The 14,152-nt window shown below is 72.6% G+C and carries 14 protein-coding genes; 12 read left to right on the plus strand and 2 right to left on the minus strand.

All coding sequences use genetic code 11. The annotated features are described in order from the left end of the window. Window positions 1-42: 42 nt before the first annotated feature. Window positions 43-240: a hypothetical protein gene (locus ACZ6ZN_RS05230; protein WP_451877860.1), complete on the minus strand. Its 198-nt coding sequence runs from the start codon at window positions 238-240 to the stop codon at window positions 43-45. A 131-nt stretch (window positions 241-371) separates the two neighbouring features. Next, window positions 372-1,523, minus strand: coding sequence for a YihY/virulence factor BrkB family protein (locus ACZ6ZN_RS05235; protein ID WP_398109643.1), 1,152 nt, complete (start codon window positions 1,521-1,523; stop codon window positions 372-374). A 110-nt stretch (window positions 1,524-1,633) separates the two neighbouring features. Between ACZ6ZN_RS05235 and ACZ6ZN_RS05240 the strand changes: the two genes are divergently transcribed. The 12 genes from ACZ6ZN_RS05240 to ACZ6ZN_RS05295 all read left to right on the plus strand — a co-directional run bounded on the left by ACZ6ZN_RS05240 (window position 1,634) and on the right by ACZ6ZN_RS05295 (window position 14,118). Next, window positions 1,634-3,268 carry an acyl-CoA dehydrogenase family protein gene (locus ACZ6ZN_RS05240; RefSeq protein ID WP_469643177.1) on the plus strand — a complete coding sequence of 545 codons (1,635 nt, stop codon included), beginning with the start codon at window positions 1,634-1,636 and terminating at the stop codon, window positions 3,266-3,268. Between the two features lie 261 nt (window positions 3,269-3,529). After that, the gene (locus ACZ6ZN_RS05245) at window positions 3,530-4,807 is read left to right on the plus strand and encodes a GAF domain-containing protein (RefSeq protein ID WP_469643179.1); all 1,278 of its coding nucleotides are present in this window, start codon (window positions 3,530-3,532) and stop codon (window positions 4,805-4,807) included. A gap of 174 nt (window positions 4,808-4,981) precedes the next feature. Continuing rightward, the gene (locus ACZ6ZN_RS05250; RefSeq protein ID WP_469643181.1) at window positions 4,982-6,301 is read left to right on the plus strand and encodes a hypothetical protein; all 1,320 of its coding nucleotides are present in this window, start codon (window positions 4,982-4,984) and stop codon (window positions 6,299-6,301) included. Window positions 6,302-6,354: 53 nt separating this feature from the next. Beyond that, window positions 6,355-6,927: a GNAT family N-acetyltransferase gene (locus ACZ6ZN_RS05255; protein WP_398109647.1), complete on the plus strand. Its 573-nt coding sequence runs from the start codon at window positions 6,355-6,357 to the stop codon at window positions 6,925-6,927. Window positions 6,928-7,053: 126 nt separating this feature from the next. Continuing rightward, window positions 7,054-7,137: a putative leader peptide gene (locus ACZ6ZN_RS05260; RefSeq protein WP_311241247.1), complete on the plus strand. Its 84-nt coding sequence runs from the start codon at window positions 7,054-7,056 to the stop codon at window positions 7,135-7,137. Between the two features lie 128 nt (window positions 7,138-7,265). Then, window positions 7,266-8,966 carry a nitrite/sulfite reductase gene (locus ACZ6ZN_RS05265; RefSeq protein WP_398109648.1) on the plus strand — a complete coding sequence of 567 codons (1,701 nt, stop codon included), beginning with the start codon at window positions 7,266-7,268 and terminating at the stop codon, window positions 8,964-8,966. Further along, window positions 8,963-9,142, plus strand: a complete 180-nt coding sequence (locus ACZ6ZN_RS05270) for a hypothetical protein (RefSeq protein ID WP_398109649.1) — start codon at window positions 8,963-8,965, stop codon at window positions 9,140-9,142. The genes ACZ6ZN_RS05265 and ACZ6ZN_RS05270 overlap by 4 nt, the downstream gene beginning before the upstream one ends. Then, window positions 9,139-9,849 carry a phosphoadenylyl-sulfate reductase gene (locus ACZ6ZN_RS05275; protein WP_451877856.1) on the plus strand — a complete coding sequence of 237 codons (711 nt, stop codon included), beginning with the start codon at window positions 9,139-9,141 and terminating at the stop codon, window positions 9,847-9,849. The genes ACZ6ZN_RS05270 and ACZ6ZN_RS05275 overlap by 4 nt, the downstream gene beginning before the upstream one ends. Continuing rightward, window positions 9,846-10,433 (plus strand): adenylyl-sulfate kinase, encoded by a 588-nt coding sequence (gene cysC / locus ACZ6ZN_RS05280; RefSeq protein WP_469643184.1) that lies wholly within the window; start codon window positions 9,846-9,848, stop codon window positions 10,431-10,433. Before ACZ6ZN_RS05275 ends, cysC begins: the two co-directional genes overlap by 4 nt. 91 nt (window positions 10,434-10,524) lie before the next feature. After that, entirely contained in the window at window positions 10,525-11,460 is a 936-nt protein-coding gene (gene cysD, locus ACZ6ZN_RS05285) for a sulfate adenylyltransferase subunit CysD (protein WP_398109652.1), read from the plus strand. Window positions 11,461-11,462: 2 nt separating this feature from the next. Further along, complete coding sequence (locus tag ACZ6ZN_RS05290) at window positions 11,463-12,797, plus strand: sulfate adenylyltransferase subunit 1 (RefSeq protein ID WP_451877853.1); 1,335 nt, start codon at window positions 11,463-11,465, stop codon at window positions 12,795-12,797. 217 nt (window positions 12,798-13,014) lie between these two features. Continuing rightward, complete coding sequence (locus ACZ6ZN_RS05295) at window positions 13,015-14,118, plus strand: aliphatic sulfonate ABC transporter substrate-binding protein (protein ID WP_469643187.1); 1,104 nt, start codon at window positions 13,015-13,017, stop codon at window positions 14,116-14,118. Window positions 14,119-14,152: the final 34 nt, after the last annotated feature.

The following is a 14,152-nucleotide window of genomic DNA, read 5'->3' on the forward strand; positions in this document are numbered from 1 at the left end:
CGCGCCGCCGTCCGCGCGGGCAGCGGCGTACCGGCCGCCGTCTCAGTCGCCGTCGTCGCCGGAGCTGCGGCTGCCGCCTCCCCGGCTGCCCTTCCCGGCGCTGTGCAGCAGTTCGCCCGCGCCGCGCGTCAGGGCCGCCACCACGCGGACCCAGCGGGGTCCTCCCCGCTCGGCCCACACCACGCACACGCACCCGCCGACGACGAGCGCCAGCACTCCCAGGAGTACCGCCACGGCCATGTCCCCCACCCCATTCCTCAGATGATCAACTGATCATTCCAGAGCGGGGCGTCGCTTCACCCGTCCCGGCGGCCAGGTCCCCGGCGCGGCCACGGCGATGTGTGCCTTCCGGCACCGTCACCCCTCACCCGTCACCCGTCCCCCGGCTCGCGGTCCTCCGCGGGGTTCCGGCCGTTCTTCGCGTGGGTGCTCCGGGCGTGCGTGCGCAAGCGGGACGAGACGTCCTCGGGGGGCAGGAACCGGGACCAGCGCTCGGGGAACTCGGAGGGCATGTCCGGGTCGGCCTCGCCGTGGGCGGTCGCGCGGGCCACGTACTCGGCGACCTGCGCCTGCCGCAGGCGCTCGTTGGCCTCGCGCGCCGCGGCCGTCGCGGCGGCGGGCCAGACGCGGTCGATGGCGGCGTTCACCGCGGCCCCGACGAGCACGGCGAACGCGGACACACCGATCCACAGCAGCACGGCGACGGGCGCGGCGAGGGAACCGTAGATCGTGGGGCCCTCGACCGTGCTGGTCAGGTAGATGCGCAGCAGGAAGCTGCCGAGGACCCACATGCCGAGGGCGACGAGCGCGCCGGGCACGTCCTCGATCCACGGGGAGCGCACCGGGACGGACACGTGGTACAGCGTGGTCAGGAACGCGATGGACAGCAGGATGACCACCGGCCAGTACAGGACCTGCACGACCGTCGTCGACCACGGCACGATCCGCACGACCGCGTCCGGCCCGGCCACCATCAGCGGCAGCGCCACGGAGCCGATCAGCAGGGCCACGATGAACAGCAGGAAGGCCATGAGGCGCGTCTTGACGATGCCCCGGACGCCGTCGAGGCCGTACATGACGGTGATCGTGTCGATGAAGACGTTCACCGCGCGGGAACCGGACCACAGGGCGAACAGGAAGCCGATGGAGATGACGTCGGGCCGGCCGCCCTTGGTCACGTCGTGCAGGATCGGCTCCGCGATCTCCCGCACGCCGCGGTCGGACAGGACCGTGCGGGCGGCGTTCAGCAGGTTGTCCTGCAGACTCTGGATGGTGTCGGCACCCGTCCAGGCGTCGACGTAGCCGAGCAGTCCGATCATGCTCAGCAGCAGCGGCGGCACCGACAGCAGGGTGAAGAACGCGGCCTCCGCCGCCAGGCCGAGGATGCGGTACTCGATGCAGGAGTTGACGGTGTCCTTCAGCAGCAGCCAGGCGGTCCTGCGCTTGGAGACGTTCCGGTACAGGGCACGCGCCCTGTGGAGGCGCCCGGGGGGCGTGTCGGGGGTTTCACTTGCTGGCTGCACCCCCTAACGGTATCCGTCACGCCCGGCCCCACTCACCCACAGGCCGGGTCCGTGCGGACCGGACCCGCTGCGCCGGTGAGCGGCGCCGGGGCACGGGGTACGTTCGCAGCATGGCAGGCAGCACGCACACCGTGACGAACCAGGTCCCGCCCCTGGTGGGGTACGACGTCTTCTCCGCCGACCGGGCCCTGGCCGCCGCGGTCGAACGGCACGTGGCACCGGGCCTGCGCGAGGAGGTGCTCGGCGAACTGTCGGCCCTCGGGCGCACCTCCGGCTCGGCCCAGGTGCAGGAGTGGGGGGTCCTCGCCAACGACAACCCGCCGCGGCTGCGCACCCACGACCGCTACGGCAACCGGATCGACGAGGTCGAGTTCCACCCCTCCTGGCACCGCTTGCTCGGCAAGGGCGTCTCGGCCGGCCTGACGGCCGCCTGGGACCGGCCGGCCGGTCACGTGCGGCGGGCCGCCGCGTTCATGGTGTGGACGCAGGTGGAGGCCGGCAACGGCTGCCCGCTGTCGATGACCCACGCGGCCGTGCCCGCCCTGCGCGCGGACCCGGAGCTGGCCGCCGAGTGGGAGCCCCGGCTGACGTCCATGGTCTACGACCGTGAGCTGCGGCCCGCGCACCTGAAGGCGGGGGCGCTGTTCGGGATGGGCATGACGGAGAAGCAGGGCGGCAGCGACGTACGGGCGAACACCACCTCCGCGCGGCCCCTCGCGGAGGCGGGGACGTACGAGCTGACCGGGCACAAGTGGTTCTGCTCGGCGCCGATGTCCGACGGTTTCCTGGTGCTGGCGCAGGCCCCGGGAGGGCTCACCTGCTTCCTGGTGCCGCGGGTGCTGCGGGACGGCACGCGCAACGTGTTCCTGATCCAGCGGCTGAAGGACAAGCTGGGCAACCGGTCGAACGCCTCGGCGGAGGTGGAGTTCGACGGCACCTGGGCGCGCCGGGTGGGTGAGGAGGGGCGCGGGGTGCGCACCATCATCGGGATGGTCGCGGCGACCCGGCTCGACTGCGTGCTGGGCTCGGCCGGGCTGATGCGCCAGGCCGTGGCGCAGGCCGTGCACCACTGCTCCCACCGGGAGGCGTTCGGCGCGAAGCTCACCGACAAGCCGCTGATGCGCAACGTCCTGGCCGATCTGGCGCTGGAGTCGGAGGCGGCGACGACGCTGGCGCTGCGGCTGGCGGCGGCCTGTGACGACGGCGGCGAGCGGGAGCGGGCGCTGCTGCGGATCGCGGTGCCGGCCGCCAAGTACTGGGTGACCAAGCGCTGCCCGGCGGTGGCGGTGGAGGCGGCGGAGTGCCTGGGCGGCAACGGGTACGTCGAGGAGTCCGGGATGCCCCGGCTGGTGCGTGAGTCGCCGCTCAACTCGATCTGGGAGGGCGCGGGCAACGTGCAGGCCCTCGACGTGCTGCGGGCGCTGCGGCGGGAGCCCGCCGCGCTGGACGCCTACCTGCGGGAGGTCGGGCAGTCGCGCGGCGCCGACCACCGGCTGGACAAGGCCGTCAAGGACCTGCTGACCGAGCTGGCCGACCTGGACGGCGTGGAGGGGCGGGCGCGGCGGCTGGTGGAGCGGCTCGCCCTGGTGCTCCAGGGATCGCTGCTGGTCCGGTTCGCGCCGCCGCAGGTGGCCGACGCCTTCTGCGCTTCCCGCCTGGGCGGTGACGGCGGCGCGGCCTTCGGGACGCTGCCGCACACGCTGGATCTGGCCTCCGTGGTGGACCGCGCCCGGCCGGAGTCCTGACCGGCCGTTCAGGACCGCGCGGCATGCGAAGCGGGGGTGGTGCTGCGCCGACACGGCACCACCCCCGCCGCACAGGCCCGTTCGAGCCGTGAACGCCGCTCGGGACGGCGCAGATCAAGTTTCGGACACGGCCGGGGCCGTCCACCAGGGTTGCAAGGGGTTGCAACTTGCTGCCGACTGTGTGCGGACCGTGCACGATCCCCTCCGGCAGGCGGCACCATGGGACACACAGTCAGCCACGATCCCGGGGGGCGCACGCGTATGGACGTCACGCATCTGGCCGCCGTGGACACCTCGCGTGCGGCCCGGGTCCTCGAGCAGGTCCGTTCGGCCCGGCTCTCGGGCCGGCCCGCTCCCGTCGCACCGCGCCCCGTCATCGAGCAGTCCTGGGGCCGGATGCTGCGCGGGGGCGTCGATCCGGACCACGACGTCCGGGCCGACCCGCTGTCCCGCGAGGAGGTGCAGCGGCGGCGCGAGACCTCGGTGCTGCGGCACGTCCTGCCGGTGCTGCGGGACGGGCTGCTGGCGGCCGCGGACGTCGCGCACCACATCATGGTCGTGGCCGACGACGAGGGCCGGGTGCTGTGGCGCGAGGGCAGCGCGCCGGTGCTGCGCAAGGCCGACGGGCTGGGCTTCGCGCTCGGCGCGGACTGGCGCGAGGACGTCGTGGGCACGAACGGCGTGGGCACCCCGGCCGTGGTGCGCCGGCCCGTGCAGGTCTTCGCCTCCGAGCACTTCGTGCGGTCCCAGGCCGAGTGGACGTGCGCGGGCGCCCCGCTGACGGATCCGCGGGACGGCCGGCTGATCGGCGTGGTCGACGTCAGCGGTCCGCTGGAGACCATGCACCCGGCCACGCTCGCATGGGTGGACTCGGTGGCCAAGCTCGCCGAGGCCCGGCTGCGCGAGATACACACGGAGTCGCTGGAGCGGCTGCGGGCGGTGGCGGCGCCGGTGCTGGCCCGGCTCCCCGGGCGGGCCCTGGCGGTCGATCGGGACGGCTGGACGGCCGCGGTGGGCGGAATGCCGTACACCCGGCGGGTGGCGCTGCCGAAGGCCATGTCCCCGGGCCACCGGTGGATCCCGGCGCTCGGGCTGTGCGCCGTGGAGCCGCTGGCCGGCGGCTGGCTGCTGCGGCCGGCCGCCGACGGGCCGGGACCGCGGGGGTCGGCGAGGATCGTGCTGGACCTCAGCCGGGCGCGCCGCTGGTCGGTGGAGGTGTCCGGCGGTGCGGGTTCCTGGGCGCGCGAACTGAGCCCGCGGCACGCGGAGTTGCTGTTCCTCCTGGCCGTGCACCGGTCCGGCCGCAGTGCCTCCGGCCTGGCCGGGGACGTGTTCGGCGATCCGGGCCGCACGGTGACGGTCCGGGCCGAGATGTCGCGAGTGCGGCGCTACCTGGGCGCGTTCCTCCAGCACCGGCCGTACCGGTTCGCCGAGGACGTGCAGGTGGAGGTGCTGCTGCCGGACGACCCGCGCGATCTGCTGCCGCACTCGGCCGCACCGGCCGTCAGCCGGCACCGCAGGTCCGCAGCGGCGCCCTGAGCTTCACCGGCGGTACGCGCCGGACCGCCCCCAGGGGTGCATCTTGCGCATGTTTGCAGGGTCTTCGCCCCTCGGGCCCGCCCCTGCCGTAGCATCCGTGTACGGGCCACCCCACCTGCTCCTGCGCCAACGTACGGATCACAGGGCGCAGTTGGCCCGTCTCGGGAGGACGGTATGAAGCATCGCGGCAGACACCGGCGGCGCAGACGGGGCAGGGCGCTGCGCGCGACCCTGGCCGGGACGGCTCTCTCGCTCACCGCCGCCGCCACGTTGATCAGCGCCTCGCAGGCCACCGTCGCGGAGACCCCCGGGGCACTGCGGACCGTCTCGGCGTCCTCCGGAGCCGGGCGGCTGCCGCTGACCGAGCACCGGGTGCCCGAGCGGTGGCTGGACCGGCTCGCGGCCGGAATGGGCCGCCCCGTCGGGGTGGGCGCGGTGCTGAAGGACGCCGACCTGCCCCTGCGGCGGGCGGCGCACTGCCCGGCCGGGGACCGGCGCGACCTGCCCCTCGCACCCGCGGCGAGCCGGGCGTACTGCTTCGGCGCCACCGAGACGAGCGGCTGGCGGCCCGGCGCGGTGACCACCTCGGGCGACGCGGACGACGACGGCCGCTGGGGCGAACACCGCGTCGTCCTCTCCGGCTGGACCCGCGGCGGCGCGGGCGGCTCCCTGGACGGGCCGTCCCCCGAGCAGGGTCTGGCCAAGGTCGCCTTCGTCGACGCGGACGACCCGGCACGGGCCCGCTACGCCTGGGCCCTGCTGGCCGTCCCGGTCGACGGCGGCCGGGACTACCGCGGCCTGGTCTCCCCCCTGTCGGGGATGACGTGGTACCAGGACAAGCTGCTGGTGACGACCCGCGAGGGCGACCGGCGGGCGCTGTACGTGTACGACCTGGACCGCATCCAGCGCGCGAGTGTCGCCTCCGGTGCGGTCGGCCGGGTGCGCGGCGGCTGGTCGGCGCACGGCTCCCGGTTCGTGCTGCCCGCCGTCGCCTCCTACAGCCTGCCCGCGGGCGGCCCGCGCCCGGCCGCCGTCTCCCTGGACCGCAGCACCTCCCCCGACAGTCTGGTGGCCGGCGAGTGGGTGCCCGCGGACGGCGAGCGGCGCACCCGGCTGTGGCGGTACGCCCTGAGCCGGGACCCGGCCCGTTCGGGACTGCTGTCCACCGGCGTCTCGGGGCGGGCGGAGCCGGTGGCGGCGTACGAGTCCGAGGCGGCCGACGTGCGGGGCGTGCTGGCGCACGGCCCGGACTGGTACCTGGACCGGGCGGCGGACGAGCCGGGATCGCACGGGACGCTGTGGCGCCAGGACACCGAGGGTGCGGGCGCGGCGGTGTGCGGGCCGGACGAGTCGCGCCACTGCTGGAGCGGCGGCTCGGGCTCGCTGTCGTACGGGCAGGACACCGGTGAGGTGTGGTCCCAGTCCGGGCGGATGCTGTTCGCCGTGCCGCTGGCGTCGCTCGAGCGTGCCGTGGAGCGCTCCTCGGACCGGTAGGCGGACGGGGCCGGCGTCGACAGACCGGCCGGCCGGATGATTTTCTGGCCCGCATGACCACCATCGCCGTGACCACCTGGTCCCTGGAGCAGACCGCCCCGACCGACCTGCTGCCGGCCGTGGCGCCGGACGGGGACGTCCGGGTCGTCCGCTCCGAGGTGCCCTCGCCCGAGTTCAGCCGGTTCCTGTACGCCTCGGTCGGCGGCGACATCCGCTGGACGGACCGGCTGAGCTGGTCGTACGCGCGCTGGCTGGAGCACCTGCGGCGGCCCGGCGTGGAGACGTGGGTGGCCTACGACCGGGGCACACCGGCCGGATATGTGGAGCTGGAGGCGCAGGACGACGCCGTCGTGGAGATCGTCTACTTCGGGCTGCTCCCGGCGTTCCGCGGCCGGCGCATCGGCGGGCACCTGCTGTCCTACGGCACGGCACGGGCCTGGGATCTCGCGGACCGCTGGGCGGGACTGGCGCCGACGAAGCGCGTATGGCTGCACACCTGCAGCAAGGACGGCGAGCACGCGATGGACAACTACCAGCGGCGCGGCTTCAAGCTCTTCGACACCAAGGTCGAGGAGGAGGCGGACGCCGCCACTCCGGGACCGTGGCCTGGGGCGTTCCCCGCCTGACCTGGCCGGACACGGCCACCGGCCCGCATGTGACCCAGGACACCCTTGTCTTGCTGTGCGAGACAAGGGTGTCCGCATCTCGGACAATGCTGGACTGTGTCCAGATCGCCGTGACACGCTTCCGTCATGTCTGGAACTGGAATCGCCTTGGTGAGTCGACGGCACGTCGACCTCGGCCGCATGTCCAGCGCCATCTGTCCGGCGCACTGAGAGCACTCAGCACGCGCCGCACATCCCTCTTCTCCTGACTCTCGCCCGCGCAAGGACGCGCAGGTGCACGCATGCGCGCACGCGCAGGTCAGAGCAGCATCTCCCGCCTGTCCGAAGGACGTATCCCCATGGCCGCCACCCCGCAGAAGCCTGCCGCCGCGACTCCCCGCCGCAAGGTGAGCCGTCACCGCGGTGAAGGCCAGTGGGCCGCGGGGCACTTCACCCCGCTGAACGGCAACGAGCAGTTCAAGAAGGACGACGACGGTCTCAATGTGCGGACACGCATTGAGACGATCTACTCGAAGCGGGGCTTCGCCTCGATCGACCCGAACGACCTGCGCGGCCGGATGCGCTGGTGGGGTCTGTACACCCAGCGCAAGCCCGGGATCGACGGCGGCAAGACGGCGATCCTGGAGCCGGAGGAGCTGGACGACGAGTACTTCATGCTGCGCGTGCGGATCGACGGCGGGGCGCTGACCACGCGGCAGCTGAGGGTCATCGGCGAGATCTCGCAGGAGTTCGCGCGCGGCACCGCGGACATCACCGACCGGCAGAACGTGCAGTACCACTGGATCCGGATCGAGGACGTGCCCGAGATCTGGAACCGGCTGGAGGGCGTGGGACTGTCCACCGTCACCGCCTGCGGCGACACCCCGCGCGTGATGATCGGTTCCCCGGTGGCGGGCATCGCCGCCGACGAGATCATCGACGCCACCCCGGCCCTGGAGGAGATGAAGCGCCGGGTGCTCAACAACCCGGCGTACTCGAACCTGCCGCGGAAGTTCAAGACGGCCATCTCGGGTTCGCCCCTGCTGGACGTCGTGCACGAGATCAACGACGTCGCGTTCGTCGGCGTGGAGCACCCCGAGCACGGTCCCGGTTTCGACGTGTGGGTCGGCGGCGGCCTGTCCACCAACCCCAAGCTCGGCGTGCGGCTGGGCGCCTGGGTGCCCCTCGAGGACGTCCCGGACGTCTACGAGGGCGTCATCTCCATCTTCCGCGACTACGGCTACCGCCGGCTGCGCAACCGCGCCCGGCTGAAGTTCCTGGTCGCCGACTGGGGTGCGGAGAAGTTCCGCCAGGTGCTGGAGGACGAGTACCTCGGCGGGCGGAAGCTGACCGACGGTCCGGCTCCCGCGCAGCCGTCGCAGCAGTGGCGCGACCACATCGGGGTGCACCGGCAGCAGGACGGCCGCTTCTACGTCGGCTTCGCGCCCCGCGTGGGACGCGTCGACGGTGCGACGCTGACCAAGGTCGCCGACCTCGCCGAGGCCCACGGCTCGGGCCGGGTGCGCACCACCGTCGAGCAGAAGATGATCGTCCTGGACGTCGAGGAAGACCAGGTCGACTCGCTCGTGGAGGCCCTGGAGGCGCTCGACCTGACCGCGCGGCCGTCCACCTTCCGGCGCGGCACCATGGCCTGCACCGGCATCGAGTTCTGCAAGCTCGCCATCGTCGAGACCAAGCAGCGCGGCTCGCAGCTCATCGACGAACTGGAGCGCCGCCTGCCGGAGTTCGACGAGCCGCTCACCATCAACCTCAACGGCTGCCCCAACGCCTGCGCCCGCATCCAGGTCGCGGACATCGGTCTCAAGGGGCAGCTGGTCCTGAACGACCGGGGCGAGCAGGTCGAGGGCTACCAGGTGCACCTGGGCGGGGCGCTCGGCCTGGAGGCCGGGTTCGGCCGCAAGGTGCGCGGCCTGAAGGTCACCTCCGACGAGCTGCCCGACTACATCGAGCGTGTGCTGAAGCGGTTCCAGGCCGAGCGCGCCGACGGCGAGCGGTTCGCGGCCTGGGTGTCCCGGGCCGACGAGGAGGCCCTGTCGTGAGCGAGCGGATGGCGCCGTTCTACTGCCCCTACTGCGGGGACGAGGACCTGCGGCCGAGCGAGGAGGGGCACGGCGCGTGGGAGTGCGCGGCGTGCAGCCGGGCCTTCCGGCTGAAGTTCCTCGGGCTGCTGTCCCAGGGATCGAGGACATCCGACTCCGGAGGGGAACGCATATGACGACCACTCAGGAAGAGCGCGGCACGGAGGAGTTGAAGGCGCTCGCCGAGCAGGCGGGGCGCGACCTGGAGGACGCCTCCGCGCTGGAGATCCTCACCTGGGCGGCCCGGACGTTCGGCAAGCGCTTCTGCGTGACGTCCTCGATGGAGGACGCCGTGGTCGCCCACCTCGCCTCCCGCGCGATGCCCGGCGTCGACGTCGTCTTCCTCGACACCGGCTACCACTTCGAGGAGACCATCGGCACCCGCGACGCGGTCGACGCCGTGATGGACGTCAACGTCATCACGCTGACCCCGCGGCAGACGGTCGCCGAGCAGGACGCCGAGTACGGCCCGAAGCTGCACGACCGGAACCCCGACCTGTGCTGCGCGCTGCGCAAGGTGCGGCCGCTGGAGCAGGGACTGAAGGACTACCAGGCCTGGGCCACCGGTCTGCGCCGCGACGAGTCCCCGACCCGGGCGAACACCCCCGTGGTCGGCTGGGACGACAAGCGGCAGAAGGTCAAGATCTCCCCCATCGCCCGCTGGACGCAGGACGACGTGGACGCCTACGTCGCCGAGCACGGCGTCCTGACGAACCCGCTGCTGACGGACGGCTACGCCTCCGTCGGCTGCGCCCCCTGCACCCGCCGGGTCCTGGCGGGCGAGGACGCGCGGGCCGGCCGCTGGGCCGGCCGCACCAAGACCGAATGCGGGCTGCACGGATGACGGCGCCTCAGACCACCCACACGACCCAGACGACTCAGGAGACACACGTGACGACCGGAGCCACCGTCTGGCTCACGGGTCTGCCGAGTGCGGGCAAGACCACCATCGCCCACGAACTGGCCGGCCGGCTGCGCGAGGAGGGCCGGCGGGTCGAGGTGCTCGACGGCGACGAGATCCGCGAGTTCCTCTCCGCGGGCCTCGGCTTCGGCCGCGAGGACCGGCACACCAACGTGCAGCGCATCGGCTTCGTCGCCGAACTCCTCGCCCGCAACGGCGTGCTGGCCCTGGTCCCGGTGATCGCGCCGTACCAGGACAGCCGCGAGGCCGTCCGCAAGCGCCACCAGGCGAACGGGACGGCGTACGTCGAGGTGCACGTGGCCACGCCGGTCGACGTGTGCAGCGAGCGGGACGTGAAGGGGCTGTACGCCAAGCAGGCCGCCGGCGAGCTCACCGGACTCACCGGCGTCGACGACCCGTACGAGGAGCCCGCCTCGCCCGATCTGCGGATCGAGTCGCAGCACCAGACCGTGCAGGAGTCCGCGGCGTCGGTGTACGCGCTGCTGATGGAAAGGGGACTCCAGTGAGCGGCGCACGCGCGGCCGCTCGGCCGCAGGCGACCACGAAAGCCGCGCCTCTGCGCCGCGCGGGCGGAGAAGCGAACGAAAGGGGCACAGCATGACGACCGTCGCCACCGTGTCCGGGCAGACCGGCAGCCCGTACGCGCTGTCGCACCTGGACGCCCTCGAGTCCGAGGCGGTGCACATCTTCCGCGAGGTGGCGGGTGAGTTCGAGCGGCCGGTGATCCTGTTCTCCGGCGGCAAGGACTCCATCGTCATGCTGCACTTGGCGCTGAAGGCGTTCCGCCCGGCGGCGGTGCCCTTCTCCCTGCTGCACGTGGACACCGGGCACAACTTCCCCGAGGTCCTCGACTACCGCGACCGCACGGTCGCCCGGCACGGGCTGCGGCTGCACGTCGCGTCCGTGCAGGACTACATCGACCGCGGGGTGCTCAAGGAGCGCCCGGACGGCACCCGCAACCCGCTGCAGACCCTGCCGCTGACCGAGAAGATCCAGGCCGAGCGGTTCGACGCCGTCTTCGGCGGCGGGCGGCGCGACGAGGAGAAGGCCCGGGCCAAGGAGCGGGTGTTCTCGCTGCGCGACGAGTTCTCCCAGTGGGACCCGCGCCGCCAGCGCCCGGAGCTGTGGAACCTGTACAACGGCCGGCACGCCCCGGGCGAGCACGTGCGTGTGTTCCCGCTGTCCAACTGGACCGAGCTGGACGTGTGGCAGTACATCGCCCGCGAGGGCATCGAGCTGCCGGAGATCTACTACGCGCACGAGCGCGAGGTGTTCCGGCGCAGCGGCATGTGGCTGACCGCCGGCGAGTGGGGCGGGCCGAAGGACGGCGAGAGCGTCGAGAAGCGGCTCGTGCGCTACCGGACCGTCGGTGACATGTCCTGCACCGGCGCGGTGGACTCCGACGCCGACACGATCGAGAAGGTGATCGTGGAGATCGCCGCCTCCCGCCTCACCGAGCGCGGCGCCACCCGCGCCGACGACAAGATGTCCGAGGCCGCGATGGAAGACCGCAAGCGCGAGGGGTACTTCTAGAGATGAGCACGATCACCACCGAGGAACTCGCGGACACCACCCTGCTGCGCTTCGCCACCGCGGGTTCCGTCGACGACGGCAAGTCCACGCTGGTGGGCCGGCTGCTGCACGACTCCAAGTCGGTTCTCACCGATCAGCTGGAGGCCGTGGAGCGCGCCTCCGCGAGCCGCGGGCAGGACGTGCCCGACCTCGCGCTGCTGACCGACGGACTGCGCGCCGAGCGCGAGCAGGGCATCACCATCGACGTGGCCTACCGCTACTTCGCCACGCCCCGGCGGCGGTTCATCCTGGCCGACACCCCCGGCCACGTGCAGTACACGCGGAACATGGTCACCGGCGCCTCCACGGCCGAGCTGACCGTCGTCCTCGTCGACGCCCGCAACGGCGTCGTGGAGCAGACGCGCCGGCACGCCGCCATCGCCGCCCTGCTGCGCGTGCCGCACGTGGTCCTCGCGGTCAACAAGATGGACCTCGTCGGCTACGAGGAGAAGGTGTTCGCGGCCATCGCCGAGGAGTTCACGGCGTACGCGACCGAGCTCGGCGTGCCGGAGGTCACCGCCATCCCGATCTCGGCCCTGGTCGGCGACAACGTCGTGGACCCGTCCTCGCACATGGACTGGTACGGCGGGCCGACCGTGCTGGAGCACCTGGAGACGGTGCCGGTCAGCCACGACCTGAGCCACTGCCACGCCCGGCTGCCCGTGCAGTACGTGATCCGGCCGCAGAGCGCGGACCACCCCGACTACCGGGGCTACGCCGGCCAGATCGCGGCCGGTTCGTTCCGCGTGGGCGAGTCCGTGACCGTGCTGCCGTCGGGCCGTGCCTCGAAGATCTCCGGCATCGACCTGCTGGGCGAGCCGGTCGACGTGGCCTGGACGACGCAGTCGGTGACCCTCCTGCTGGAGGACGACATCGACATCTCGCGCGGCGACCTGATCGTGCCGAGCAAGGACGCGCCCGCGACCACGCAGGACATCGAGGCGACCGTCTGCCATGTCGCGGACGCGCCGCTGACCGTCGGCCACCGGGTGCTGCTCAAGCACGGCACGCGCACGGTCAAGGCGATCGTCAAGGACATCCCGTCGCGGCTGACGCTGGCCGACCTGTCGCTGCACCCGCACCCGGGGCAGCTCGTCGCCAACGACATCGGCCGGGTGAAGGTGCGCACCGCCGAACCGCTGCCGGTCGACTCCTACGCCGACTCGCGCCGCACCGGCTCGTTCATCCTCATCGACCCGAACGACGGCACCACCCTCACCGCCGGCATGGTCGGGGAGTCCTTCGCCGCCCCCGAGCCCGTCAAGGACGAGGCCGAGGACGACGGGTGGGACTTCTGACATGAGCGCCCCCGACTACTACTCCATGTTCGCCAAGGAGGGCGGCCGCGTCGGCAGCGGCGTACTCGGCAGCGGGCAGGGCGGAGTGGCCCGATGTGCGCGCTGACGCACGCGCACCGCTCGCGCGCCCTCGCCCCCCACCGCCGAAAACCCGCCGACCTCCCGGCCGCGACCTGACAGACCGTGACCGCCGGGCCCTACGAGAGGACCACCTCCCGTGCCTGCATCATCCGCCCTGCGCCGCGGCCTCGCGGTCCTGGCCGCGCTGCCCCTGCTCACCCTGGCCGCCTGCGGCTACGGCTCGCAGGCCAAGGACGACGGTGCCGCCCAGGTCGCCGCCGGGGCGCAGCGGATCGACGGTCTCGACAGCGTCAAGATCGGCTACTTCGGCAACCTCACCCACGGCACCGCCCTGGTCGGGATGCAGAAGGGGTTCTTCCAGAAGGAACTGGGCGCCACCCGGGCCGAGCCGGCCGTCTTCAACGCCGGGCCCTCCGAGATCGAGGCGCTCAACTCCGGATCCATCGACATCGGCTGGATCGGCCCCTCCCCCGCCATCAACGGCTACACCAAGTCGGCCGGCAAGAACCTGCGCATCATCGGCGGTTCCGCCTCCGGCGGGGTGAAGCTCGTGGTGAACCCGGACGAGGTCAAGAGCCTGAAGGACGTCGAGGGCAAGCGGATCGCCACCCCGCAGCTGGGCAACACACAGGACGTGGCGTTCCTCAACTGGGTCGCCGAGCAGGGCTGGAAGGTCGACCCGCAGAGCGGCACAGGGGACGTCACGGTCGTCCGCAGCGACAACAAGGTCACCCCGGACGCCTTCCGGTCCGGGTCGGTGGACGGCGCGTGGGTGCCCGAGCCGACGGCGTCGAAGCTCGTCGCCGAGGGCGGCCGGGTGCTGCTGGACGAGTCGAGCCTGTGGCCGGGCGGGAAGTTCGTGATCACGAACATCATCGTGCGGCAGGACTTCCTGGAGAAGCACCCGAAGGTGGTCGAGGCCGTGCTCCGGGGCTCGGTGGCGACCAACAAGTGGATCAACGCCCATCCGGACGCGGCGAAGAAGGCGGCGAACGAGCGGCTCGCCCGGGACTCCGGCAAGGCCCTGCCCGCCGATGTGCTGGACCCGGCGTGGAAGTCCATCCGGTTCACCGACGACCCGCTGGCCTCCACCCTCGGCACCGAGGCGGAACACGCCGTCAAGGCGGGCCTGCTGGAGAAGCCGGACCTGAAGGGCATCTACGACCTCGCGCCGCTGAACGAGGTCCTTCGGGCCGAGGGCGCGCCCACGGTCGACGACGCCGGTCTCGGCGCGAGCTGACCCGTATCCCGCAACGTATCCAGGAGGTGACGAC

It is taken from the genome of Streptomyces sp. NPDC053665, assembly GCF_055585285.1.